The sequence below is a fragment of the Duganella rivi genome (assembly GCF_009857435.1).
Lineage (GTDB): Bacteria > Pseudomonadota > Gammaproteobacteria > Burkholderiales > Burkholderiaceae_D > Rugamonas > Rugamonas rivi.
In genome coordinates this window covers 577,732-603,578 of the sequence record NZ_WWCK01000003.1, presented here as the reverse complement: position 1 = coordinate 603,578, position 25,847 = coordinate 577,732, and the positions used below count along the sequence as shown (strand labels likewise).

Below are 25,847 nucleotides of genomic sequence, written 5' to 3'. Positions count from 1 at the left end.
TCAGGACATAACAAATGACTCAGCAAAAAATCCTCGTCATCGGCGCCAATGGCCAGATCGGCAGCGAACTGGTGGAAGCACTGGCCGCGCAGCACGGCGCGCAAAACGTCATCGCCAGCGATGTCAGCCCGACTAACCTGTACGGCGCCGCGCGCTACACCACGCTCAACGTGCTGGATAAGCAAGCCTTGTCCGCGCTGGTGACTGAAGAAGGCATCACGCAGGTGTACCAGCTGGCGGCGATGCTGTCGGCCACCGGCGAAGCTGCGCCGCTGAAGGCATGGACGCTGAACATGGACGGCCTGCTGAATATCCTGGAAGTGGCGCGCGAACGCGGCGCCATCGGCAAGCCGTTGAAGGTGTTCTGGCCGTCGTCGATCGCGGCGTTCGGCCCCAACACCCCTGCCGTCGACACGCCGCAGCTGACCGTGATGGACCCAACCACCATCTACGGCATCAGCAAGCTGGCCGGCGAGCGCCTGTGCGAATACTACTTCCTGAAGTACGGCGTGGATGTGCGTTCGATCCGCTACCCTGGCATCATCAGCTTCAAGTCGCCACCGGGCGGCGGCACTACCGATTACGCGATTGCGATCTTCCACTCGGCGCTGCGCGGCGAGCGTTATGAATGCTTCCTCGGCCCGCAAACCACGCTGCCGATGATCTACATGCCGGACGCCATCCGCGCCACCATCGAGTTGATGGATGCACCGGCGGAGCTGGTGAAGATTCGTTCTTCGTACAACGTGGCGGGCGTGTCGTTCAACCCGGAGCAGCTGGCAGAAGCCATCACCCGCAAGGTGCCTGACTTTAAGATCGCCTACAAGCCCGATAGCCGCCAAGCCATCGCCGACACCTGGCCGCAAAGCCTGGACGATGCTGCCGCTACCGCCGACTGGGGCTGGAAAGCGCGCATCGGCGTGGAAGAAATGGTCGCCGACATGCTGGCCAATATCGATGTGAACCTCGGGAAGGCCGCCTGATGGACATGAGCGTATTCGATCTGTTCAAGATCGGCATTGGCCCTTCGAGCTCGCATACCGTGGGCCCGATGGTCGCTGCGCGCCGCTTCTTGCTGGATAACGCTCCCTTGGACGATGTGGCCGAAGTCAAGGCTGAGCTGTATGGCTCGCTGGCCTTGACCGGCATCGGTCACGCCACCGATAAAGCCGTGCTGCTTGGCCTGATGGGCGAAACGCCGCAGGATGTGGCGCCAACCAGCGTCGATCAGCAACTGGCCGACGCCGAAGCGGCGGGCCAACTGAAGCTGCTCGGCGCGCACGCCGTGCCGTTCAAGCGCGGCACGCATCTGGTTTTTCACATGGCCGAGTCGCTGCCTGAGCACCCGAATGGCATGCGCTTTACGCTGACCCGCAAGGATGGCAGCAGCATCTCCAAAGTCTACTACTCGGTAGGTGGTGGCTTTATTCGCGAAGAGGGCGAGGAAGCCGCAGCAGCGGTGGCCGGCGTCGCCGTGCCTTACCCGTTCGGCACCATGGACGAACTGCTGGCGCACGGCGTGCGCAGCGGCTTGACCATCCCGCAAATGCTGCGCGCGAACGAGTGCGCCCGCATCAGCGATGATGCCTTGAATGCGGGCCTGGATAAAATCTGGCACGTCATGCGGGACTGTATCGCGCATGGCCTGGACACGCCGGGCCAGCTGCCGGGCGGCTTGAACGTCAAGCGCCGCGCCGCCGGACTGTGGGCGCAGGCCAGCAAAGGCACGCCGGCAAACAGCCTGCCGCACGACGCGATGCACCAAGTCAGCCTGTATGCGATGGCGGTCAACGAAGAAAACGCCGCTGGTGGCCGTGTGGTGACTGCGCCGACCAATGGCGCGGCCGGCATCATCCCGGCGGTGCTGCGCTACTACGCGGAAGACTGCAAGCCGAGCGATCCTGTCACCGGCGTGCGCAACTTCATGCTGACCGCAGCGGCCATCGGCATGCTGTGCAAGCGTAACGCGTCGATCTCCGGCGCGGAAATCGGCTGTCAAGGCGAGGTGGGTGTGGCGTGCGCCATGGCCGCAGCGGGCTTGGTGGCGGCGCTGGGCGGCAGCAATGGCCAGATCGAGAACGCGGCCGAAATCGGCATCGAGCATCACCTTGGCATGACTTGCGATCCTATCGGCGGCTTGGTGCAGATTCCGTGCATCGAGCGTAACGGCATGGGCGCGGTGAAGGCGATTACCGCCGCATCGCTGGCCTTAAAAGGCGACGGCACGCACTTCGTCAGCCTCGATGAAGTGATCGAGACCATGCGCCAAACCGGCGCCGATATGCAGGCCAAGTACAAGGAGACTTCCTTGGGCGGTCTCGCCATTCACGTCATCACCGTCAATCACGCTGCTTGCTAAGCAGCGCTTCAAACTCCTGCGGCGGCAGCGGCTTGCTGATGTGGTAGCCCTGCATCTCATCGCAATGCTGCTCGCGCAGGAACTCCAGCTGCTCTACGGTTTCCACGCCTTCCGCAATGGTGGTCAGCCCCAGGCTGCGCGCCATGTTGATGATGGCGGCAACGATCGCCTTGTCCTCGGCATCGGTGCTGATATCGCGCACGAATGACTGGTCGATTTTCAGCTTGTAGACCTTGAACTTCTTCAGGTGGCTCAGGGACGAGAAGCCGGTACCGAAATCGTCGATCGACATGCGGATGCCGCGGTCGTGCAGCGCATTCATGGTGGCGATAGCGCCTTGTGGGTCTTGCACTGCCACGCCTTCGGTCAATTCCAGTTCCAGGTATTCGGGCGGCAGGCCTTCTTCATACAGCACTTGCGCCACATGCGCAGGCAAGTCTGCGGCGCGGAACTGCACTGCCGACAAATTTACCGCCATCACCAGCGAAGGCAATCCGGCGTCAAGCCAAGCCCGCGCCTGACGCACAGCTTGACGCAGCACCCAGTCGCCGATGGAGATGATTAAGCCGCTTTCCTCTGCGGCCGGAATGAATTCTCCCGGCGACACCACGCCCAATTCCGGCGTACTCCAACGCAGCAGCGCCTCAGCGCCGATGATGCGGCCGGTCTTCAGCGATACCTGCGGCTGATACACCACGTGCATTTGCTCGCGTTCCAGCGCGTAGCGCAAGGCGTTCACCAATTGCAGGTGGCGCGCCGCGCGCTGCTGCATGGCCGCAGTGAAGAAGCGGAAGTCCTGGCGGCCGGCGCGCTTGACCTGGAACATGGCGGCGTCCGCGCGTTGCAGCAGCGTTTCCACGTCGTGGCCATCGTCCGGGTACATGGCGATGCCGATGGAGGCCGATACCCGCAGATCGTGCACGCCGACGGTGTGCGATTGGCCGATTAAATCCAGCAGCTTGCGCGCGACGTCACTTGCTTCGCCGCTGTTCATATTGGGCATGACGAAGATGAATTCATCGCCGCCGAGGCGCGCCACCATGTCGCCGTCGCGCAGGCAGCTGGTCAGGCGCAGCGCCAGTTCGGATAGCAGGGCGTCGCCGACCGTGTGGCCGAGCGTATCGTTGATGTCCTTGAAGTGGTCAAGATCCAGCATCAGCAGCGCAGCCGGCGTGCGATTGACGCGGGCTTGCTCCAGCAACTGGCGCGCACGCTCGTGCAATTGCGAGCGGTTTGGCAAACCCGTTAGCACGTCGTAGTGCGCGAGGTAGTGCACGCGCTGGTCGGCCTGCTGGCGCACTTTTTCGCGGTCGAAGTTCTTGAGTGCGAATTCGATATCGAGCGTCATCTCGAGCAGCAGATTTTGCACCTCCTGGTCGAAGGCGTTGACGGCGTTGGCGTAGGGGGCGAAGAAGCCGATGATGTCGCCGTTGCGCCGCAGTGGAATCGCCGCCGACGATGCCCAGCCATAGCGCGCGCCGCGGGCGTGCCAGTAGGCCGTCTCCGGCGCGTGCTGGTAGTCCTGGCACCAGTAAGGCTGTCCGGTGCGGTAGGACAGGCCGATAGGGCCGCGGCCCTCCGGCGCGCCGGCGTCCAGCGAGACTTCCAGTTCATCGAGATATTCAACGCCGCCGCCGTACGAAGCGGCCACCGTGATCCGATCCAGTTCGCGGTCGATCAGGCCTATCCAGGCCATCTGCATGCCGCCGTAGCTCACGACGTCGCGGCAGATGCGTTCAAACAGCTCGGCTTCATTATGGCTGCGAACAATCGCCTGGTTGCATTGGCTTAGCGCCGAATACAAGCGGCTGACGCGCTGCGTGCGGTTCATCGCCGCGATGCGTTCCGCATCCAGCTTGCGCTTGCCGCGCCATACCAGCACCACCAGCAGCAAGGCGCTGCACATGAAGGCCACGCGGGCGAGGTTGGCGTCAAGCGAGGTTGCCTCGACCAATAAACGCGTGCGGCGTTCAACGCTGTCGTTGACTTCCCCGATCGGACGCATGATGGCGGCCTTGGCGCGGTGGTAGGCCGCGTCGTGCAGCATGGTGGTGGCGCGCATGGCGTCATGGGCATCGCGTACATCCATGGCGGCGATATCGACCAATACCAGCTTGTCCGATTCGTTCTTGGCGGCGGCCAGTAGCGCCAATTCTTCCGGCGCCAGTTTAGCCTCGCGCATCAGCTGCATCAGCGGCACTGCTGCTGCGCTGGCGCGCGGGCGCCGGTCGTCGGCCAGCACCAGGTCCCAGTAGACGTTCTCGTAATTGCGCGGGCGCGGCATGCGGCCTTCGCGGATGGCGACGATTTCCTGGTGGTGCTTGCGGTATTGGATGTCGCCGGTGGCGACATAAGTGCGCGCCATGCGGCTAAGGTCATCGGAGGACTGGCGTAATTCTTCAACCAGATTGTGCGAAGCGTAGCGCAGTTCATTGGCCTGGTCGATGCGCTTCTCGGTCCACACATAGAACAGGAAAGCCACCGTCACCAGCAGCAGCGCGCCGGTGCTGGCCCACAGGTAGCTGAAAAATTGCGGTTGAGGAGGGCGGACGGGCGACTTCATGATGTTGTACGACGAGAGGCAGAGTCCGACAGTATAGGACTTGCGGCTGCCGCCAGCCAACCGCGCTGGGGCGGACGATGACCATAAAACAACGTGAATTTCACCGGAATCCGCGAGGCGCACTATAATAGCCGCTCGCCTTTGTACCGTTCTGCAGCTCAACTGGAATTTTTTCTCATTTATGCAATACGTGTCTACCCGCGCCGCGTCGCCGGCCGCCGCTTCGTCTTCCCAACAATTTTCCGACATTCTGCTGGGCGGCCTGGCCGCTGATGGCGGCTTGTTCCTGCCGACCGCCTACCCGCAGGTGACCGGCGCTGAGCTGGACGCATGGCGCCAGCTGTCGTACGCCGACCTGGCGTTCGAGATTTTGAAGAAGTTTGCGACCGATATCCAGGAAGCCGATCTGCGCGCGCTGACCGCCAAGACCTATACCAAGGAAGTGTACAAAAACGTCCGCAAGGGCGAGAAAGCCACCCAGATCACGCCGCTGCGCGTGCTGGAAGAAGGCGAGAACGGCACGAAACTTGTGCTGCAGGCGCTGTCCAACGGCCCCACCTTGGCCTTCAAGGACATGGCGATGCAGCTGCTGGGTAATCTGTTTGAATACGCGCTGGCTAAGCAGAACGCGGAACTGAACATCTTCGGCGCGACTTCCGGCGATACCGGCAGCGCCGCCGAATACGCCATGCGCGGCAAGAAGGGCATCCGCGTCTTCATGCTGTCGCCGCACAAAAAAATGAGCGCGTTCCAGACCGCGCAAATGTTCTCGCTGCAGGATCCGAACATTTTCAACATCGCCATCGAAGGCGTGTTCGATGATGCGCAGGATATGGTGAAAGCCGTGTCGAATGACCTGGAATTCAAGGCCAAGCACAAGATCGGCACCGTTAATTCGATCAACTGGGCGCGCGTCGTGGCGCAGGTGGTGTACTACTTCCGTGGCTACCTGTCGGCGACCACCTCCAATGACCAGAAGGTGTCGTTCACCGTCCCATCGGGGAACTTCGGTAATATCTGCGCCGGCCACATCGCCCGCATGATGGGCCTCCCGATCGACAAGCTGGTAGCCGCCACCAACGAAAACGACGTGCTGGATGAATTCTTCCGCACCGGCGTGTACCGTGTGCGCAAGTCGGCCGAGACCTACCACACCAGCAGCCCGTCGATGGACATCTCCAAGGCCTCCAACTTCGAGCGCTTTATCTACGACCTGGTGGGCCGCGACAGCGACCGTACCCGCGCGCTGTTCCAGAAAGTGGAAACCCACGGCGGCTTTGACCTGTCGGGCAAGCCGGGCAGCGATGGCGACGAGTTCAAACTGGTGGCCAACTACGGCTTCAAGTCGGGCAAGTCGACCCACGACGACCGCGTCAACACCATCCGCGACGTGGCCGACGATTACGGCATCGTGATCGACACCCACACCGCCGACGGCATCAAGGTCGCCAAGGAGAACCTGGAACCTGGCGTGACCATGATCGTGCTGGAAACCGCGCTGGCGGCCAAGTTCAACGAAACCATCCTGGAGGCGCTGGGCGAGGACGCCGAGCGTCCAGAAGGCTTCGAGAACATCGAAGACCTGCCGCAGAAGTTTGTCGTCATGAAGCCGGATGTGGCGGCCATGAAGGCATACATCGCTTCGAATACGGGCCTGTAATGGACGCGCCGCGCAAGCCCATGCTGTCGGTCGGCGAAGCGCTGGCGTTCATGCTGGACGCCGTGCGTCCGGTGGCAGATACCGAAACCATCCCGACGCTGGAAGCCAACGGCCGCGTGCTGGCCACGGCGCAGGTGTCGGGCATGAATGTGCCGGGCGCAGATAACACGCAGATGGATGGCTACGCGGTGCGCGCTGCCGATTGCGTTAGCGGGAATGCCTCGCTGACCGTATCGCAGCGCATCCCGGCCGGCCATGTTGGCCAGCCCTTGCTGCCTGGGACGGCGGCGCGCATTTTCACCGGCGCCATGATCCCGCAAGGCGCGGACGCTGTCGTCATGCAGGAGCAGTGCGAATTGGCGGGCGACGTGGTCACCGTCAAGCATGCTCCTAAATCCGGCGAGTGGATCCGCCGCGCCGGCGAAGACATCAACAATGGCAGTGTGATTCTGCCAGCAGGCGTTCGTTTGCGTAGTCAGGAATTGGGCTTGGCCGCATCGGTTGGCTTGGCCGAGCTGCCGGTCAAGCGCAAGCTGCGCGTGGCCGTGTTCTTCACCGGCGACGAGTTGACCATGCCGGGCGAGCCCTTGGCGCAGGGCGCCATCTACAATTCCAACCGCTTCACGCTGCGCGCGCTGCTGGAAAATCTCGGCTGCGAGATCAGCGATTTCGGCATCGTGCCGGATACGCTGGAAGCCACGCGCTCGGTACTGCGCGAATCGGCGCAGGGCCACGATTTGATTATCACCTCGGGCGGCGTGTCGGTTGGCGAGGAAGATCATATCAAGCCAGCCGTCGAAGCCGAGGGTAAGCTGAATATGTGGCAGATCGCCGTCAAGCCGGGCAAGCCGCTGGCGTTTGGCGAGGTACAGCAAGCGTTCTTTATCGGCCTGCCGGGCAATCCGGTGTCGAGCTTTGTGACCTTCCTGCTGTTTGTGCGACCGTTTATCTTGCGCCTGCAAGGCGTGGAAGGCCCGATCGTGCCGCGCGCCTACAGCATGCGCGCCGATTTCGCTTGGCCCAAGGCGGACAAGCGCAATGAGTTCCTGCGCGTGCGCGTCAACGACAATGGCGGCGTGGAGCTGTTCCGCAACCAAAGTTCCGGCGTGTTGACATCGACTGTGTGGGGCGATGGCGTGATTGACAATCCGCCCGGCCAAACCATCGCCGTCGGCGACCTGGTTCGATTTATACCGTTTAACGAGTTACTGTACTGATGGCGATTACCGTAAAATTTTTCGCCAGCGTGCGCGAGGCAGTCGGCGCCTCGTCCGAATCGCTGGACTTGCCGGACGGCGTGACTACCGTGGGCGCGTTGCGCGACCACCTGGCGGCGCGCGGCGAAAATTGGCAGCAGGCGCTTGGTCATCCGGCGCTGCGCATGGCCTACAATCAGGCCATGTGCGACGCCGGCACGGCGCTGGCCGACGGCGCTGAAGTGGCCTTCTTCCCGCCAGTGACGGGCGGCTGACTATTTTTTAGTGACGTCCTCGCACGCCGCGCAGGCAACGGCGTTGCGGTAGCGGCGCCACGCAAAGTAGTTGAAAATGCCGGCCGCGATCAGCGCCCATGCGCCGGCGCTGAGATAATCCTCTTTTGTGGTCGAGCCCTTGAACCATTCAACGGCGGCTAGAATAGTGAATAGCGGCACCACTGCCAGCAGGTAGCGTTTAATCCAGAATATCGCACCCATCGTATCTCCCTTGTTTTGATTTGGATCTCACATGCAGTCTAGTTTGACACCTTTTCGCGTCGCCGTCATCGGCGGCGGCCCCGCCGGTTTGATGGCTGCGCAGACGCTGGCGCAGGGCGGAGCGCAGGTGGATGTCTACGATGCCATGGCTTCGGTCGGCCGCAAGTTCCTGCTGGCGGGGCGTAGCGGCATGAATATCACGCACGCCGAGGCGTACGAGGATTTCGTCACGCGCTACGGCGATAGCGCGCAGGCGCTGCGGCCGCAACTCGATGCGTTCGGCCCGCAGGCGGTGCGCGACTGGGTGCATGGGCTGGGACTTGAGACGTTTGTCGGCACCTCCGGTCGCGTGTTCCCGACCGATATGAAGGTTGCGCCGCTGCTGCGCGCGTGGGTGCATCGCTTACGCGAGAGCGGGGTGCAGTTCCATATGCGTCATCGCTGGACTGGCTGGCAGGACGATGTCTTGCGATTCGCCGTTGAGGATGGCGAGCGGCTGGTGCGCGCCGATGCGGTGATTCTCGCGCTGGGCGGCGCGAGTTGGGCGCGTCTCGGCTCGGATGGCGCGTGGTTGCCGTTGCTGGCGGCGCGCGGCGTCGAGGTGGCGCCGCTGGTTCCGGCCAACTGCGGCTTCGATGTCGATTGGAGTGAGCATTTCAGCAGCCGCCATGCCGGTGAGCCGTTGATGACGGTGGCATTGATCGCGCGCGACGCGCAGGGTAAGGAGATGCGCAAGCAGGGCCAGTTCGTGGTAACGCAGGGCGGTATTGAGGGCAGCTTGATTTATGCGCTGTCTGCGCCGTTGCGCGATCAGATTGCGGCCGAGGGCAGCACCACCATCTGGCTCGATCTCATGCCGGATTGGAGCGAGCAGCGCGTACTGGACGAGGTGTTGCGGCCACGCGGTGCGCGTTCGATGTCGTCGCATTTGCAAAGCCGGCTTGGCATTAAAGGCGTGAAGGCAGGCTTGCTGCGTGAGTGCTTGAGCAAGGAGCAGTTTGGCGATGAAGTGCAGCTAGCCCGAGGCATCAAGCGCCTGCCGCTGCGTTTGCAGCGCGCGCGTCCTATCGATGAGGCGATCAGCAGCGCCGGCGGCGTGTGCTGGTCGGCGCTGGATGGAACAATGCTGAAGGCTGCGCCGGGCGTATTCGTGGCCGGCGAGATGATCGACTGGGAAGCACCAACCGGCGGCTATTTGCTCACCGCTTGCTTCGCCGGCGGCGTGGCGGCGGCCCGCGACGTTCTCGCGTGGCTCACTCCCAAGTAACTTCGCCGGAGCCGGTGCGGCTGATGTTGCGGTGATCCGGGTTGCCCAGCACGCGGATATCGCCGCTGCCGCGCAACGTCAAATCAGCCGATTGCTTGGCGAAGACGTGGGTAGTGCCGGAGCCTTTCAGATTCACCGTTACCTTATCTGCAGCCAGGTGGCGCGCATTCAAGTCGCCGGAGCCGGTCAATTCCGCGTTCAGCGTCTTGCAGCTGCCGGACGCGCTGATCTGGCCTGAGCCGACCATCTCCAACTCCACATTCTCGCTGCTGCCCGCATTCAGATTCAGGTTGCCGCTGCCATGCGCACCGGCGGTCAGCTCGCGGTAGCGGCCCACGAAGTTCACATTGCCTGATCCGTGCAGCTGCAACTCCAGCCGCTCGCCGTTAAAGCCGGACACCTTGGTGTCGCCGCTGCTGTGCACCGCCAGCTCCTCCAGCGACGGCAGCACCAGCTCCACCTGCAAGCGATGGCGTGGATTCAGCAGCATGCCCTTGGTGCCAATGTGCAGATCGCGGCCGTCTTGAATGGTTTCGATATTCGCCAGCGAACGCTGTTCGCCGCGCACCTTGAGCGAGGCGGTTTGGCCTTGCGTCAGTATCAGGTCGATCGGGCCGCTCAGCTCCACCACGGTCGCCATGGCGTCGATCTTGCGGGTTTCGCTGCCGAGCGAACGGCCGGCCACGCTGGTCGGGCTGCTGCTGCCGTATGCTTTCAGCATGCTGTAGGTGACTCCGATCAGCACGAAGGCCAGTAGCAGCAGGCCGGCTCCAATTTTCATCAATGCGCGCATCATCTCGTCCTCAACGTCCGCGCAGCAGCGATACGTTCATCGCCGCGTAGCGCTTCAGGCCTATCACGGTGTAGCGGGTCAGCACGATGCTGATCAGGCACAGGCCGATGCCGCCCAAGATTAATCCCAGCCCGATCAGCGACTGCGTGGTGCGGGCGCCGCTATCGAAGTCAGTGGTGATGTGGACGTCGCCCGCTGCCACTGCTTCGGCGCGGTTCAGCAGTTTGCCGCTGCGGCTCAGGCCTTCGTCGTCGGCTGGCGGCGACTCGGCGTCGTCTTTGTTGACTTGCACGCCCATGCTGTTGATGGAGACGCGCCAGCCTTGGGCGTCTTCCTCCTCTTCACGGCTGTCGAAGTGGGAGTTGGTGAATTCCATGATGTGGCGCAGCGGGCCTTCCAATGCCAGTTCATTCTGGCCCGACAAGCCGCTGGCGGTCAGCGCCACGCCGCCGATGTAGAAGCCGAACGCCGAGATGTAGATCGCGCCGAGCAGGCTGGCGTAGACCAGGGCTGGGATCACCATGAACAGGTTGAAAATCGCCAGGCCGATGAAAGATACCAGCACGCGCGCCAGATTGAACGGCGTTTTCTGCTGCTGGAAAGCGCCCAGGTGGGCGTTGGCGCGCAGCGTCATGGCGATTTTGCGCGGTTCGTCCAGTTCCTTGTAGACCTCGGCCTCGCTCCGGCCGGCCACGAGACCGTCGATAAAGCGCTGCTCGTAGTAAGCGAGGGTCTTGGCCACGGTTTCCGGTGGCAGACCCTGCATAGCTTGCTTGAGCGCATCGAGGTATTGCTGCTTGGTCATGATATCAAATCCACAATGTTGCGTGCTTTTTGCCGATGGTGCAACTGTACGCAAGCTGCCGTCCAGATGCCATGGGCATGTGACAGGCTGCACAAAACGCGGAACAGGCGACAAAAAAGGGCTACTGGGCGGCGCTCCCCTTGAGTAACTGGGCGGCGGCAACCCCGCTGCGGACGGCCGATTCCAGCGTGGCCGGGTAGTCGCCGGCGGTGTAATCGCCGGCCAGCGCCAAGCCGGGCAGGCCGGTGGCGTTGCCTGGGCGAACCAGCCCCGGCGAGCTGGCGTAGGTGGCGCGCTTCTCGGTGATGACCTTGAACCATTCCGGCCGGCCCAGCTCGGGACGCTGGAAGACTACCGCCAGTTGCACCGCTACGGCCTCGGCCAGCAATTCTTGCGGCTGGGCGGCGGCTGGCCCGGAGGCGCTGATGATGACGGCCAGCAGGCCCGATTGCGCTGAATCCAGCTGGCCGCGATCAAACACGAACTGGCCATACTGATGGCTGTCCGGGTCGTCCAGCAGGGCGTAGAACGGCAGCTCAAGCTTGGTGGCGGCGTCGTATTGCAGGTAGACGGTGGTGATGGCTTCCGGGGCAAACGCCGTCAGCTGCGAGCAGATGGCCGTGGTGTCGGCTTCCGGGATATCATGCAGCAGGGCGGCGGCTTGGGCCGCGCCGGTGGCCAGCACCACGCCGCTGAAATAGGTGCTCCACGTGCCGCCGACGGCGGCGCCGCTGATGTCCAGCTGCCACAGGCGGCCTTCGATCGAGCGCAGCGCCTGCACCTTGGCGCCGCTGCGGACGTTGCCGCCATGGGCTTCGACGTAGCGGGCGGCCGCTTCCGGGAACAAGGCGCTCAGGTCGGCGCGCGGCAGCAGCATGTCGGAGGCGCGGCGCTTGGCGCCCAGGCTATCGCGCAGCACGTTGAGGAAGACTTGGGCCGAGGCGCGTTCCGGCGGTGTATTCAGCGCGGCCAGGCACAGCGGCCGCCACATCAGCTGGATCAGGCGCTCGGTTTGATCGAAGCGCTGCAGCAGTTCGCTGACGCTGCAATCGGTGTTGAGCCGCCAGCCCATCCAGCGCGCGGTGGTCGAGAAGCGGGCGAGGCTGAGTTTGTCTTCGCGCTTGAGTCCCTTGGCGCGCAGCAGGGCGGCCGCCAGGTGCAGCGGCGCGGGCAGCGGCAGCGACGGCGCCACGAAATCCATGCCGCCGGTGCCGGGCGGGTAGCGCATTTGCAGCGGCAGCGTCAGCACGGCCTGGCTGCTGTCGACACCGGTCAGCTTCATCAGGCGCAGGGTTTCGCTGTAGGCGCCGAGCAGGATGTGCTGGCCGTTGTCGAGCTGCTTGCGGTCGGTCTCGACGCGGCGGGCGCGGCCGCCGAGGCTGCGCGCCGCTTCCAGCAGCGTGACCTTGTAGCCGGCGCGCGCCAATTCGACGGCGGCGGCGCAGCCGGCCCAGCCGGCGCCGATCACGGCAATCGAGCGCGACGTCAGCGTCGGCTCGGCGTGGCCGCGCTTGTCGGCCGCGGTGCCGGCAATGCCAGGGTCAGCCACGGATGTAGGTCTTCCACGCCAGCCACAGCTTACGAATCGGCGTCAGCGAGATGCGCTGGTTCAGCACGTGGTAGCCGTCGGCTTCGATTTCGTTCAGTACGGTGCGGTAGATGGCAGCCATCATCAGGCCCGGGCGCTGGGCGCGGCGGTCTTCTTTCGGCAGCAGGGCGAACGCTTCGTCGTAGGCCTGCTGGGCGCGGGCGGTTTGGAAAGCCATCAGCTTTTCAAACTTCTCGCTGTGCTTGCTGTTGATGATGTCAGCAGCGGTGACGTTGAACTGTTGCAGCTCGTTGATCGGCAGATAGATGCGGCCCTTGCGCGCATCTTCGCCCACGTCGCGGATGATATTGGTCAGCTGGAAGGCGAGGCCCAGCTTTTCGGCGAATTGCAGGGTCTGCGGATTGGTCACGCCGAAAATGCTGGCCGACAGGATGCCCACCACGCTGGCCACGTGCCAGCAATACTTGCTAAGCGCCGCGTAGTCGAGGTAGCGGGTCTGGTTGAGATCCATCTCCATGCCGTCGATGATGGCTTGCAGGTGTTCTTCTTTCAGCTGGTACGGCGCGATGTGCGGTTGCAGCGCTTGCGTGACCGGGTGGGTCTGCTGGCCGGCGTACATATTGCTGATTTCTTTGCGCCACCATGCCAGCTTGATGCGGGCGATCGATTCGTCGGTGCATTCATCGACGGTGTCGTCCACTTCGCGGCAAAACGCGTACAGGGCGGTGATGGCGCGGCGACGCTCCGGCGGCAGGAACAGGAAGCTGTAGTAAAAACTGGAGCCGCTTTGGGCGGTCTTTTGCTGGCAGTAGTCGTCGGGAGACATGGATAAAAAAGCAATGGACTGTTCGAAGCCGCTATTCTATAGGAAGGGAGAACGGCGTGGTCTGCAACTTGAGGCGTTTTAGGGATACAATATGTTACCTTTTCAGGAGAGTGCATACGTATGAAGTCGCAGATGATCGCAGCCTTGATGATCGTTCCAGTGCTTGCTGGATGCGAGGGCTCGTCTGCGGAAGATACGGCGCCCATGAAAACGGCCACGTATTACACGCAGCATCTTGCCGAAGCGCAGGAAGTGGCGGGCCGCTGCAAGCTGTTGGACGAGCATAAACAGCGCACCCTGAGCGTGGGCGATTACCAGGAGTGGCAGATTTCCAATGAGGGCGTGAATTGCCAGACGGCGCTGTCGGTGTCGGAGGCGGCCTCGCTGCGGGAATTCGTGCTGAAACAATCGAAGCCGCAGGCGCCAACTGCCGCGCCCAAGGCCACGCCGCCATCCTCTTCAGTGCCAGTGCAGCAAGAGCGCACCGAGCAAAAAATCATTTCCGCCCAGACGCTTGCCCCTGTTTAACCTTGTCCAGATCGGCGCTCATTTGCGCCTGTTGCCGCTGCACTTGCGCTAGTTGCCCCTGCATTTGCGCTTGCTGTTCCGGACAGGCGTTTTTTCATGCGGACGGATGACCAGAAAATAGCCATCCAGTCGCGCCTGTTCAGTTTCGGACGGTGCAGGAACACGTCATATTCCACCGCCTCGATCGCATCCAGAATGCGCAGGCCGCCTTGCACCACCATGCGCAGTTCAAAGCCGATGCGGCCCGGCAGGCGCAGGGCCAGCGGCGCGCCGCTCAGCAGCAGCTGGCGGGCGCGATCCACTTCAAACCGCATCAATGACCTCCAGCGCGGACGCGCGCTCGCATGATCCAGCGCCGCCGGCGAAATCGCGTAGCGGTTCAAATCTTCCAGCGGGATATAGATGCGTTCCTTGTGCAGATCAATCGCCACGTCTTGCAGGAAATTGATCAGTTGCAGCGCGGTGCAGATTGCATCCGAATCGCGCACATTCTCTTCATCCGCCGCGCCGTACAGGTGCAGCATCATGAAACCGACCGGGTTGGCCGAGCGCGCGCAGTAGTCCAGCAATGAGTCGTAAGTCGCGTAGCGCGACACCAGCACATCTTGCTTGAAGGCCGACAGCAGCTCGTACAGCGGCTTCAGCGGCATCTCATACTCCCGCACCACCTGCGCCAGCCGCTCGAACATCGGCTGATGATCGGTCGCGCCTTGCTCGATGCGTGCCAGCGCCGCCTCGTAGGCGTTCAGCGCGGCGAGGCGTTCTTCGGGCGTGGCATCGCCTTCGTCGGCCAGGTCGTCGGCGCTGCGGGCGAAGGCGTAAATCGCTTCCACCGCCGGGCGCAGGCGCTTCGGCAACAAAATGGAGGCAACAGGGAAGTTTTCGTAGTGATCGACCGGCATAGAACGGGCATGGCGGCCGAGGCCGGATTGCGTTGAGTTTCCAACGCGTAATAGTAGTGGGATCTTGAAACAAGAGCAAGTATAAATTAATGACGCTCAAGTCATTTGCAAAGGGCGTTGTTCAGCTTATAATCAATAAATAACTTGTCAGTCATTAAAAAGGAAGTCCTCGTGTCTACTTTCAAGAATACGCTGGTTGCCGCCTCGGCGCTGGCTTTGCTGGGGGCTTGCTCCAAGCCGGCCGAAAAAACTGAAGATATCCGCCCGGTGCGCGCCATTTCGCTGGTCAGCAGCGACATCGATGTGAATGCCGAGTTTTCCGGCGAGGTGAGGGCGCGCGTTGAGTCGCGCCTTGGTTTCCGTGTCGGCGGTAAGATCGTCAGCCGCAAGGTCGATGTCGGCACGCTGGTGAAGAAAGGGCAGGTGCTGATGCAGCTCGACCCGCAAGACTTGCAGCTGTCGCAAGCGCAAGCGCTGGCCAATCTGCGCGCCGCCGAAACCAACCGCGACCTGGCCAAGGCCGAGCTGCAACGCTATCAGGAACTGCGCAGCAAGAGCTTCGTCAGCCAAGCCGTGCTGGACGCGAAGGATTCGACTTATAAATCGGCGCAAGCCAATGTGGATGCGGCGCAGGCCGGTTATCGCGGCCAGTCCAATCAAGCCGGCTACGCTTCGCTGCTGGCCGATGTGGATGGCGTGGTGACGGCGGTCGATGCCGAAGTTGGCCAGGTGGTGTCGCCGGGAACGCCGGTGGTGCGCGTGGCCAAGTCGGGCGAGAAAGAAATCGTCATCGGCATCCCGGAAGACAAGGTCGATAATCTGCGCCGCATCCCGGACGTGCATGTGCGTCTGTGGGCTGATCCGAAAAACGCCGTGGTGGGCAAGATCCGCGAAATTTCGCCGGTGGCCGATCCGTCGACCCGCACTTACACCGTCAAGGTCTCGATCCCTGATTCGCTGGCCGAGGCCAAACTGGGCATGACGGCCGTGGTGCAATTCGCGTCCAAGACGCCGGCGCCGCAAATCAAGGTGCCGCTGACCGCGCTGTTCTATGAAAAATCGGCGACCTCGGTGTGGGTGGTGGAAAGCGGCGCCGTCAAGCTGGTGCCGGTCACCATCGGCGGCGTGGCCGGTAACGATATCGTGATTGCCACCGGCGTGAAGCCGGGCCAGACCGTGGTGACGGCCGGCGTCAATCTGCTGAAGCCGGGCCAGAAGGTCAAGATCCTCGGTAACGACTTGCCGAAGGCAGCCAAATGAAGGAAGGATTCAATCTCTCACGCTGGGCGCTGGAGCATATCCCGCTGACCCGCTACCTGATCGCGGTGCTGCTCATCGGCGGCGCGCTCAGCTATTCCAATCTCGGGCAGGATGAAGATCCGCCGTTCACCTTCCGCGCGATGGTGGTGCGGGCCAACTGGCCGGGCGCAACCTCGCTGCAAATGGCGGAGCAGGTCACCGACAAGCTGGAGAAAAAGCTGCAGGAAACGCCGGATATCGACGAGATTTCCAGCTATTCCAAGCCGGGCGAGACCACCATCATCCTGAAGCTGCGCGAATCGGCGCCGCCCAAGGAAGTGGCGCAATCCTGGTATCAAGTACGCAAGAAGATCGGCGATATCCGCGGCACGCTGCCGTCCGGCGTGCAGGGGCCGTTCTTCAATGACGAGTTTGGCGATACCTACGGCTCCATCTTCGCGCTGTCCGGCGACGGCTTTACCTATGCCGAGATGAAGGACTACGCCGATTTCGTGCGCCAGCAATTGTTGGGCGTGCCGCTGGTGTCCAAGGTTGAACTGTTTGGCGTGCAGGACGAGAAGATCAATATCGAGTTCTCGCACAAGAAATTCGCGCAACTGGGCATTCCATTTGAGGCCATCGTCAACCAGATTGCGACCCAGAACTCGGTGGAATCGACCGGCGTGCTGGTGACGCCGACCGATAACCTGCAAGTGCGCGTTACCGGCGCGCTGAAGACGGTCAAGGATCTGGAAGACCTCGAACTGCGCGCCAACGGCACCACCTTCCGCTTGGGCGACTTCGCCACCATCAAGCGCGAGTACCAAGACCCGCCGGGCAACAAGATGCGCTTCAACGGCAAGGAAGTGATCGGTCTCGGCGTGTCGATGGAGAAGGGCGGCAACATCATCCAGTTAGGCAAGCACATGGAAAAAACTGTGCGCGAGATGAAGGCCAAGCTGCCGGTGGGTATCGAGCTGGAGCGCGTGTCGGATCAGCCGGAGGCGGTGAAAGCTTCTGTGGGCGAGTTCGTGCACACGCTGATCGAGGCGGTGCTGATTGTGCTGGCGGTTAGCTTCGTGGCGCTGGGTCTGCATAGCAAGCCCACGCTGCGACTGGACGTGCGTCCGGGCCTGGTGGTGGCGCTGAGTATTCCGCTGGTACTGTCGGTGACCTTCCTGTTCATGCGCATGCTGGACATCGACCTGCACAAGATTTCGCTGGGCGCGCTGATTATCGCGCTGGGCCTGCTGGTGGACGACGCCATCATTGCCGTCGAAATGATGGTGCGCAAAATGGAAGAGGGCATGTCGCGCTTTGACGCCGCCACCTTCGCCTACAAATCGACCGCGATTCCAATGCTGACCGGCACGCTGATTACCGTCGCAGGCTTCCTGCCGATCGGCTTGGCGAAATCGGCGGCGGGCGAGTACACCTTCTCGCTGTTCTCGGTGAACGCCTTGGCGCTGGTGATTTCGTGGGTGGTGGCGGTGACCTTCACGCCTTATCTCGGCTACGTGCTGCTTAAGGTGAAGCCGCACGCCGACGGTGGCAGCGAACATGATTTGTTCGATACGCCGGGCTTCCGCAAGTTCCGCGCGCTGGTCAACTGGTGCGTCGAGTATCGCTGGATTACCATCGGTGCCACGCTGGCGGTGTTTGCGCTGGGCGTGTACGGCTTCAAGTTCATCGAGAAGCAGTTCTTCCCGGACTCCAGCCGCCCTGAACTGATGGTCGAGATGTGGACGCCGGAAGGCACCACCTTCGCCGCCAACGAAGCGCAGGTGAAGAAGTTTGAGGCCTTCATCCGCAAGCAAGAAGGCGTGGTCAGTGTGACCAGCTACGTCGGCACCGGCTCGCCGCGCTTCTACCTGCCGCTGGATCAAATTTTCCCGCAGACGAACGTGTCGCAAATTGTGGTGCTGCCGAAGGATTTGAAGGCCCGCGCCGCGCTGCGCGACAAGATCGTCGATGTGTTCAAACACGACTTCCCGGAAGTGCGCGGCCGCGTCAAGCTGCTGCCGAACGGGCCGCCGGTGCCGTACCCGGTGCAGTTCCGCGTCACCGGCACGGAAGTGGACAAGGTGCGCGCGATTGCCGATCAGGTCAAAGACATCATGCGCGCCAACCCGAATACGCTGGGCGTCAACGATAACTGGAACGAGTCGATCAAGGTGCTGCGTCTCGATCTCGACCAGGACAAGATGCGCGCGCTTGGCGTGACTTCGCAAACCGTGATGCGCGCGGCGAACACGATTTTGTCCGGCACTGCCATCGGCCAATTCCGCGAAGGCATCAAGCTGATCGATATTCAGATTCGCCAGCCGATTGAGGAGCGCAACACCATCTCGGTGCTGAACGACACGAACATTCCCACGGCCAGCGGCAAGTCGGTGCCGATCAGCCAGCTAGCGCGCGCGCATTTCGTCTGGGAGCCGGGCGTGGTGTGGCGGGAAGGGCGCGATTGGGCGATTACCGTGCAGTCGGACGTGGTCGACAACATCCAGGGGCCAACCGTCTCCGGCCAGATCGAGCCGCAACTGAAAGCGCTGCGCGAGGCGCTGCCGGCCGGCTACGCCATCACTGTCAAAGGTGCGGCGTCGGATAGCGGCGCGGCGGAAGCCTCGATTGCGGCCAACCTGCCGCTGGCGATCTTCCTGATCTTCACGCTGCTGATGCTGCAATTGCATAGCTTCTCGCGTTCGCTGCTGGTGTTCCTGACCGGCCCGCTGGGCGTGGCGGGGGCGGCGATGGCGCTGCTGGTGCTGGGGCGTCCGCTGGGCTTCGTGGCCAACCTCGGCATCATCGCGCTGTTCGGCATGATCATCCGTAATTCGGTGATCCTGGTGGATCAGATCGAGCAGGACATCAAGGCCGGTCATGATCCATGGACTGCGATTGTCGAATCGGCCGTGCGCCGCTGCCGTCCGATTATCCTGACGGCCGCTGCGGCAGCCCTGGCCATGATCCCGTTGTCGCGCTCAGTATTCTGGGGCCCGATGGCGGTGGCCATCATGGGCGGCCTGATTTTGGCGACAGCACTGACTTTACTGTTCCTGCCAGCGCTGTATGCGGCTTGGTTTAGAGTGAAAAAGCCTATTAAATAGGCAAATATAGTAATTTTTCTGCGGAATGTTGGCGACATACTAAAAATCGCCACCATTCTGCGAAAAACCCGTTAGAATATCGCGTTGAAGTTGAAAGCTCCTGCTACGAAAGCAGGAAGAGGGCGACCCTTTTTCACTTACAGGTCGCCCTTTGCTTTTGTGCAAACAAGCCGCGAGGATGGCGAAATTGGTAGACGCACCAGGTTTAGGTCCTGACGCCAGCAATGGTGTGGGGGTTCGAGTCCCCCTCCTCGCACCAACTGTACTTTTTATTTTTTGGACGATTTTTACATGGCAACTGCAGTCGAAACCTTGGGCAAACTCGAACGTCGTATCACGATCTCCTTCCCGCTGACCGAAGTCCGCGCTGAAGTTGAGAAGCGCCTGAAAGTGCAAGCCAAAACGGCTAAGGCACCAGGCTTCCGTCCGGGCAAAGTTCCACTGAAAATGGTCGCGGCACAATACGGTTATCAGATCGAAACCGAAGTGCTGAATGATAAAGTTGGCCGCGCTTTCAACGATGCCGCAAACGAAGCGCAACTGCGCGTTGCCGGCTACCCAAACATCGAACCTAAGCAAGAATCGCCAGCTGGCGTGCTGACCTTCGATGCGACCTTCGAAATCTACCCAGAAGTCGTGATCGGCGACCTGACCACCGTAGAAATCGAAACCGTCAAAGCCGAAGTCAGCGACGCTGAAATCGACAAGACCATCGACATCCTGCGCAAACAGCGCGTGCACTTCCACACCAAGGGCGAAGCGGGCGAACACGGCGACGGCGGCGAAGCTGTTGCTGCCAACGGCGACCGCGTGACCGTAGACTTCGTCGGCTCGATCGACGGCGTGGAATTCCCAGGCGGTAAAGCTGAAGGCTACCCATTCGTACTGGGCGAAGGCCGCATGCTGCCAGAATTCGAAGCCGCTACCGTCGGCCTGAAAGTCGGCGAGTCGAAGACCTTCCCGCTGTCGTTCCCAGAGGACTACCACGGTAAAGACGTTGCCGGTAAAACCGCATCGTTCACCATCACCCTGCAAAAGCTGGAGTGGGCCCACCTGCCGGAAGTGGACGCAGAATTCGCCAAGTCGCTGGGCGTGGCTGATGGCGACGTCGCAAAAATGCGCGAAGACATCAAAGTCAACCTGGAGCGTGAAGTCGCCGGCCGCGTGAAAGCACGCAACAAAGAAGCCGTGATGGAAACCCTGGTCAAAACCGCGACCCTGGACGTGCCAAAATCGCTGATCGCCCAAGACACCGAGCGCCTGGCTGAAATGACCCGTCAAGACATGGCTCAGCGCGGCATGAACGTCAAGGACGTGCCATTCCCACCAGAGCTGTTCGCAGAAAAAGCCGAGCGTCGCGTACGCCTGGGCCTGATCCTGTCGCAACTGGTCGGCGAAAACAACCTGCAAGCGCAGCCAGAGCAAGTGAAAGCACAAATCGAAGACTTCGCGCAAAGCTACGAAGATCCACGCGAAGTGCTGAAGTACTACTACAGCGACCGTCGTCGCCTGGCCGAAGTTGAAGCCCTTGTATTGGAAGAAAACGTCGTCAACTACGTCCTGGGCCTGTCGAAAACTTCGTCCAAGGTTATCGCCTTTGACGAACTGATGGGAAGCAACGCTCAGGCGTAATTCAGTTTGGGCCGGATGATGTATTATTTACACTCCGGCCTCTAAAGCTGCTTCACAAGGAAATAGAATGACTGGTATGAACCGAAATCCGGCGCTGGACACCGAAATGCTCGGCCTGGTGCCGATGGTGGTGGAACAAAGCGGTCGCGGCGAGCGCTCTTACGACATCTACTCGCGTCTGCTGAAGGAACGTATTATCTTCATGGTCGGCCCGGTCAACGACCAAATGGCCAATCTGGTGGTCGCTCAGCTGCTGTTCCTGGAGAGCGAAAACCCAGACAAGGACATCTCGCTGTACATCAATTCCCCAGGTGGCTCGGTATCGGCTGGTTTGGCGATTTACGACACCATGCAGTTTATCAAGCCAGATGTCTCGACGCTGTGCACCGGCATCGCCGCCTCGATGGGCGCGTTCCTGCTGGCTGCTGGCGCCAAGGGCAAGCGCTTCTCGCTGCCGAACTCGCGCATCATGATTCACCAGCCTTCGGGCGGCTCGCAGGGTATGGCGTCGGATATCGAAATCCAGGCCAAGGAAATCCTGTATTTGCGCCATCGCCTGAACTCGATCATGGCGGAACGCAGCGGTCAAACCGTTGAGCAGATCGCCAAAGACACCGATCGTGATCGCTTCATGTCGGCTGAAGAAGCGGTAGAGTACGGCTTGATCGACAAAATGTTGACCAACCGGGCTTGATGCAACCTTTGCAGCCTTGCTAGAAAAAACGCTCGGGCGATTAATCGTTCGGGCGTTTCGTTTTTATTTCGGGTAGCATGTGCATGTAGGCGGAGTTTCCGGCTCGCATTGCTTTGAATCACTTGCTTCCTGTAACCAAAGAAAACTGCCCATGTCAGACAAAAAATCCTCCAGCGGCGAAAAACTTCTGTACTGCTCGTTCTGTGGCAAAAGCCAGCACGAGGTGAAGAAACTCATCGCCGGCCCATCGGTCTTCATCTGCGATGAGTGCATCGACCTGTGCAATGACATCATCCGCGACGAAACCTCGGCCATCGAGTCGGTGACGGGCGCCAAGTCGGATCTGCCGACGCCGCATGAAATCAAGGACTTGCTGGATCAGTACGTGATCGGCCAGCAAACTGCCAAGCGCATCCTGTCGGTGGCGGTGTACAACCACTACAAGCGCCTCAAGCACCTGGGCAAGAAAGACGACGTCGAACTGGCCAAGTCCAACATCTTGCTGGTCGGCCCAACCGGCTCGGGTAAAACCCTGCTGGCGCAGACCCTGGCGCGCATGCTGAACGTGCCGTTCGTGATCGCCGACGCCACCACGCTGACCGAAGCCGGCTACGTGGGCGAGGACGTTGAGAACATCATCCAGAAGCTGTTGCAAAGTTGCAACTACGATGTCGACAAGGCACAGCGCGGCATCGTCTACATCGACGAGATCGACAAGATCTCGCGCAAGTCGGACAACCCATCGATTACCCGCGACGTATCGGGCGAGGGCGTGCAGCAAGCGCTGTTGAAACTGATCGAAGGCACCATGGCCTCGGTGCCGCCACAAGGCGGCCGCAAGCACCCGAACCAGGACTTCGTGCAGATCGACACCACCAACATCATGTTCATTTGCGGCGGCGCGTTTGACGGCCTGGCCAAGGTGATCGAGAACCGTTCGGAGAAATCCGGCATTGGTTTCGGCGCTTCGGTGAAGAGCAAGTCCGAGCGCAACGTCAGCGAAGTGCTGATGGAAGCGGAACCGGAAGACCTGATCAAGTTCGGCCTGATCCCTGAATTGGTGGGCCGTCTGCCGGTGGTGGCCACCTTGGCCGAGCTGACCGAGGAAGCGCTGATCCAGATCCTGGTCGAGCCGAAAAACGCCCTCATCAAGCAGTATTCCAAGCTGCTGGAAATGGAAGGCGCGGAACTGGAAATCCGTCCTGCGGCACTGCATGCCATCGCTAAAAAAGCGCTGGCGCGCAAGACCGGCGCCCGTGGTTTGCGGTCGATTCTGGAACATGCGCTGCTCGATACCATGTATGAGCTGCCGAATGAAACCAACGTTACTAAAGTGGTTATTGATGAGAATACCATCACCAGTGGCGCTAAACCTTTGCTGATTTATCAGGAGCAGGCCAAAGCCTCTGGTGAGAATTAAATAACTTGTGCACACTTGCCCCGCTCAGCAGCAAAATTCATTTCGCATCCGTGGGGCAAGGCGGTACAATCAAAACCAATAAAAGAATGCAGGCTTCATTCGGAAAGCCACTCGTGACCCCGGTTGCGCGTGGCTTTTTTATTTAGCCTTTTCTTTTAGAGTGGACTGCTTCTTTGGAAAACATTCTTTTATATGAGGAATTATTTCTTGTAGGTCGGTCTTGTGATTTGGCAAAACAGCGCCCACATCATAATCACGCTTTCACATAAGGTACGCCATGACAACTTCCAAATTAACTGAGCAAACTCAACTGCCGTTATTGCCGCTGCGGGACGTCGTCGTATTTCCGCATATGGTGATACCGCTGTTCGTAGGGCGCCCAAAATCGATCAAGGCGCTGGAAGCCGCTATGGAGCAGGGCAAGAGCATCATGCTTGCCGCGCAAAAAGCCGCTGCCAAGGACGAACCTTCTGCTTCCGATATCTACGAAATCGGCTGCGTGGCCAATATTCTGCAAATGCTGAAGCTGCCGGACGGCACCGTGAAGGTGCTGGTTGAAGGCGCCCAGCGTGCACGCATCAACAAAATTACCGATACGCCGACGCACTTCGTCGCCGATCTGACGCCGCTCGATTCCGAGCTGGGCGACGATTCGGAAATCGAAGCCATGCGCCGCGCCATCGTTCAGCAGTTTGACCAGTACGTTAAGCTGAACAAGAAAATTCCTCCTGAGATCCTGGCGTCGCTGTCGGGCATCGACGATGCCGGCCGCCTGGCTGACACCGTGGCCGCGCACCTGCCGCTCAAGCTCGAGCAGAAGCAGGTCATCCTGGAGATCTTCAGCGTCGCCAAGCGCCTGGAACACCTGCTGGGTCAGCTCGAAGGCGAGCTGGACATCCTGCAGGTCGAGAAGCGCATCCGTGGCCGCGTCAAGCGCCAGATGGAGAAGTCGCAGCGCGAGTACTACCTGAACGAGCAAGTCAAAGCCATCCAGAAAGAGCTGGGCGAGGGCGAAGACGGCGCCGATCTGGACGAGCTGGAGAAAAAGGTCGCCATGGCCAAGATGCCGAAAGAGGCACTGGACAAGGCTACCGCCGAGCTGAAAAAACTCAAGCTGATGTCGCCGATGTCGGCCGAGGCCACCGTGGTGCGCAACTACATCGACACGCTGGTCAGCCTGCCATGGAAGAAAAAATCCAAGGTCAACAACGACCTGTCCAACGCTGAAAAAGTGCTGGAAGGCGATCACTACGGCCTGGAGAAGGTTAAAGAACGCATCCTGGAATACCTCGCGGTACAACAGCGCGTCGACAAGCTGAAAGCACCGATCCTGTGCTTCGTTGGCCCTCCAGGCGTCGGTAAAACCTCGCTGGGCCAGTCGATCGCCCGGGCCACCAACCGCAAGTTCGTGCGCATGGCGCTGGGCGGCGTGCGCGACGAGGCCGAGATTCGCGGCCACCGCCGTACCTACATTGGCTCGATGCCGGGCAAGGTGCTGCAATCGCTGGCGAAAGTTGGCGTGCGCAACCCGCTGTTCCTGCTGGACGAGATCGACAAGATGGGTGCGGACTTCCGCGGCGATCCGTCGTCGGCGCTGCTGGAGGTGCTGGATCCTGAACAGAACCACACCTTCTCGGATCACTACATCGAAGTCGATTTCGACTTGTCGGATGTGATGTTCGTGGCGACCTCGAACTCGTACAACATTCCGCCGGCGCTGCTGGATCGTATGGAAGTGATCCGCCTGTCGGGTTACACCGAGGACGAGAAAACCAGCATCGCCCAGCGTTACTTGCTGCCTAAGCAGATCAAGAACAACGGCCTGAAGGAAGACGAGATCTCGGTCAGCGAAGCGACCGTGCGCGACATCGTGCGCTATTACACCCGTGAAGCCGGCGTTCGTTCGCTGGAACGCGAAGTGTCGAAGATCTGCCGCAAGGTCGTGAAGATGCTGCTGCTGAAGAAGTCGGACAAGAAAGTGACTGTCACGCCGAAAAACCTGGACAAGTTCCTGGGCGTGCGCCGCTACGACTTCGGTGTGGCCGAGAAAGAAAACCAGATCGGCCAGGTGGTCGGCCTGGCGTGGACCGAGGTGGGCGGCGACCTGCTGACCATCGAGGCCGTGTCGATGCCGGGCAAGGGCGGCGTGATCCGCACCGGTACTCTGGGCGATGTGATGAAAGAGTCGATCGAAGCAGCCCGCACGGTGGTGCGCAGCCGCGCCAATCGTCTCGGCATCAAGAACGAAGTGTTTGAAAAGAGCGACATCCACATCCACGTGCCGGAAGGCGCGACGCCGAAAGACGGCCCGTCCGCCGGCGCTGCAATGACCGTGGCGATGGTGTCGGTGTTCACCGGCATCCCGGTGCGCGCCGATGTGGCGATGACCGGCGAGATCACGCTGCGCGGCGAAGTGCTGCCGATCGGCGGCTTGAAGGAAAAACTGCTGGCGGCCCAGCGCGGTGGCATCAAGACCGTGCTGATCCCTGAGCAGAACGTCAAGGATCTGGCCGACATTCCCGACAATGTCAAAAACAAACTGGAGATCGTGCCAGTGCGTTGGATCGACAAAGTGCTGGAAATCGCCCTCGAACGCCAGCCTGAACCGCTGACGGAAACCGCTCCGGTGGAAGCCGTGGCGGCAGCCGCCACCAAGGCCGACGGACAAGGCGACGTAGTAAAACACTAAGTATTTATCGGTGGTTTGAATAAAACAGGCGCTTATATAGCGCCTGTTTTGTTATTTTTACTTATTTTTCTATTGTGCAGCCTTGACACCAAGGCAGGCTGGCTTGTTTAATACGGCCTGA

The 25,847-nt window shown here is 61.0% G+C and carries 20 protein-coding genes and 1 tRNA gene; 14 read left to right on the top strand and 7 right to left on the bottom strand.

Annotation, left to right across the window (positions count from 1 at the left end):
- The first annotated feature begins 14 nt into the window (after window positions 1-14).
- Window positions 15-983, top strand: a complete 969-nt coding sequence (locus tag GTP45_RS11405; protein ID WP_161013969.1) for an NAD-dependent epimerase/dehydratase family protein — start codon at window positions 15-17, stop codon at window positions 981-983.
- Window positions 983-2,359, top strand: a complete 1,377-nt coding sequence (locus tag GTP45_RS11400) for an L-serine ammonia-lyase (RefSeq protein ID WP_161013968.1) — start codon at window positions 983-985, stop codon at window positions 2,357-2,359. The genes GTP45_RS11405 and GTP45_RS11400 overlap by 1 nt, the downstream gene beginning before the upstream one ends.
- Here the strand turns inward: GTP45_RS11400 and GTP45_RS11395 are convergent.
- A complete protein-coding gene (locus GTP45_RS11395; protein WP_161013967.1) occupies window positions 2,340-4,922 on the bottom strand; it encodes a putative bifunctional diguanylate cyclase/phosphodiesterase in 2,583 nt (860 codons plus the stop codon). The genes GTP45_RS11400 and GTP45_RS11395 overlap by 20 nt on opposite strands.
- Window positions 4,923-5,103: 181 nt before the next feature.
- Here GTP45_RS11395 and thrC point away from each other — a divergent pair, with 181 nt between their 5' ends.
- The 3 genes from thrC to moaD are packed head-to-tail and all read left to right on the top strand — an operon-like array spanning window position 5,104 to window position 8,053.
- On the top strand, window positions 5,104-6,582 hold the full coding sequence (thrC, locus tag GTP45_RS11390) for a threonine synthase (protein WP_161013966.1): 1,479 nt from the start codon (window positions 5,104-5,106) through the stop codon (window positions 6,580-6,582).
- The gene (locus GTP45_RS11385) at window positions 6,582-7,799 is read left to right on the top strand and encodes a molybdopterin molybdotransferase MoeA (RefSeq protein ID WP_161013965.1); all 1,218 of its coding nucleotides are present in this window, start codon (window positions 6,582-6,584) and stop codon (window positions 7,797-7,799) included. Before thrC ends, GTP45_RS11385 begins: the two co-directional genes overlap by 1 nt.
- Window positions 7,799-8,053, top strand: a complete 255-nt coding sequence (moaD, locus tag GTP45_RS11380) for a molybdopterin converting factor subunit 1 (RefSeq protein WP_161013964.1) — start codon at window positions 7,799-7,801, stop codon at window positions 8,051-8,053. Before GTP45_RS11385 ends, moaD begins: the two co-directional genes overlap by 1 nt.
- Here the strand turns inward: moaD and GTP45_RS11375 are convergent, their stop codons facing one another.
- Window positions 8,054-8,275, bottom strand: coding sequence for a hypothetical protein (locus tag GTP45_RS11375; protein WP_161013963.1), 222 nt, complete (start codon window positions 8,273-8,275; stop codon window positions 8,054-8,056).
- A 31-nt stretch (window positions 8,276-8,306) separates the two neighbouring features.
- On the opposite strand from GTP45_RS11375, the gene GTP45_RS11370 reads away from it, so the two are divergent.
- Window positions 8,307-9,542: a TIGR03862 family flavoprotein gene (locus GTP45_RS11370; protein ID WP_161013962.1), complete on the top strand. Its 1,236-nt coding sequence runs from the start codon at window positions 8,307-8,309 to the stop codon at window positions 9,540-9,542.
- Here the strand turns inward: GTP45_RS11370 and GTP45_RS11365 are convergent.
- The 4 genes from GTP45_RS11365 to hpnD all read right to left on the bottom strand — a co-directional run bounded on the left by GTP45_RS11365 (window position 9,529) and on the right by hpnD (window position 13,515).
- A complete protein-coding gene (locus tag GTP45_RS11365) occupies window positions 9,529-10,323 on the bottom strand; it encodes a head GIN domain-containing protein (RefSeq protein ID WP_229258414.1) in 795 nt (264 codons plus the stop codon). The genes GTP45_RS11370 and GTP45_RS11365 overlap by 14 nt on opposite strands.
- Before the next feature lie 22 nt (window positions 10,324-10,345).
- Window positions 10,346-11,140 carry a DUF1700 domain-containing protein gene (locus GTP45_RS11360; RefSeq protein WP_161013961.1) on the bottom strand — a complete coding sequence of 265 codons (795 nt, stop codon included), beginning with the start codon at window positions 11,138-11,140 and terminating at the stop codon, window positions 10,346-10,348.
- Window positions 11,141-11,261: 121 nt separating this feature from the next.
- Window positions 11,262-12,689: a hydroxysqualene dehydroxylase HpnE gene (gene hpnE, locus GTP45_RS11355; RefSeq protein WP_371874435.1), complete on the bottom strand. Its 1,428-nt coding sequence runs from the start codon at window positions 12,687-12,689 to the stop codon at window positions 11,262-11,264.
- The gene (gene hpnD, locus GTP45_RS11350; RefSeq protein WP_161013960.1) at window positions 12,682-13,515 is read right to left on the bottom strand and encodes a presqualene diphosphate synthase HpnD; all 834 of its coding nucleotides are present in this window, start codon (window positions 13,513-13,515) and stop codon (window positions 12,682-12,684) included. The genes hpnE and hpnD overlap by 8 nt, the downstream gene beginning before the upstream one ends.
- A gap of 120 nt (window positions 13,516-13,635) precedes the next feature.
- Here hpnD and GTP45_RS11345 point away from each other — a divergent pair, with 120 nt between their 5' ends.
- Window positions 13,636-14,043 carry a hypothetical protein gene (locus GTP45_RS11345; protein WP_161013959.1) on the top strand — a complete coding sequence of 136 codons (408 nt, stop codon included), beginning with the start codon at window positions 13,636-13,638 and terminating at the stop codon, window positions 14,041-14,043.
- Here the strand turns inward: GTP45_RS11345 and hpnC are convergent.
- Window positions 14,040-14,945: a squalene synthase HpnC gene (gene hpnC / locus GTP45_RS11340; protein WP_229258413.1), complete on the bottom strand. Its 906-nt coding sequence runs from the start codon at window positions 14,943-14,945 to the stop codon at window positions 14,040-14,042. The genes GTP45_RS11345 and hpnC overlap by 4 nt on opposite strands.
- A gap of 171 nt (window positions 14,946-15,116) precedes the next feature.
- Here hpnC and GTP45_RS11335 point away from each other — a divergent pair, with 171 nt between their 5' ends.
- The 7 genes from GTP45_RS11335 (at window position 15,117) to lon (ending at window position 25,726) form a co-directional block, all read left to right on the top strand.
- Window positions 15,117-16,205 carry an efflux RND transporter periplasmic adaptor subunit gene (locus GTP45_RS11335; RefSeq protein ID WP_371874434.1) on the top strand — a complete coding sequence of 363 codons (1,089 nt, stop codon included), beginning with the start codon at window positions 15,117-15,119 and terminating at the stop codon, window positions 16,203-16,205.
- The gene (locus GTP45_RS11330; protein WP_161013958.1) at window positions 16,202-19,291 is read left to right on the top strand and encodes an efflux RND transporter permease subunit; all 3,090 of its coding nucleotides are present in this window, start codon (window positions 16,202-16,204) and stop codon (window positions 19,289-19,291) included. The genes GTP45_RS11335 and GTP45_RS11330 overlap by 4 nt, the downstream gene beginning before the upstream one ends.
- Before the next feature lie 172 nt (window positions 19,292-19,463).
- A tRNA-Leu gene (locus GTP45_RS11325) sits at window positions 19,464-19,550 on the top strand.
- Window positions 19,551-19,582: 32 nt separating this feature from the next.
- Window positions 19,583-20,923, top strand: a complete 1,341-nt coding sequence (gene tig, locus GTP45_RS11320) for a trigger factor (protein WP_161013957.1) — start codon at window positions 19,583-19,585, stop codon at window positions 20,921-20,923.
- 76 nt (window positions 20,924-20,999) lie between these two features.
- Window positions 21,000-21,617 (top strand): ATP-dependent Clp endopeptidase proteolytic subunit ClpP, encoded by a 618-nt coding sequence (gene clpP, locus GTP45_RS11315; RefSeq protein ID WP_371866049.1) that lies wholly within the window; start codon window positions 21,000-21,002, stop codon window positions 21,615-21,617.
- 151 nt (window positions 21,618-21,768) lie between these two features.
- A complete protein-coding gene (clpX, locus tag GTP45_RS11310) occupies window positions 21,769-23,037 on the top strand; it encodes an ATP-dependent Clp protease ATP-binding subunit ClpX (protein ID WP_092270631.1) in 1,269 nt (422 codons plus the stop codon).
- A gap of 277 nt (window positions 23,038-23,314) precedes the next feature.
- Entirely contained in the window at window positions 23,315-25,726 is a 2,412-nt protein-coding gene (gene lon, locus GTP45_RS11305; RefSeq protein ID WP_161013956.1) for an endopeptidase La, read from the top strand.
- Window positions 25,727-25,847: the final 121 nt, after the last annotated feature.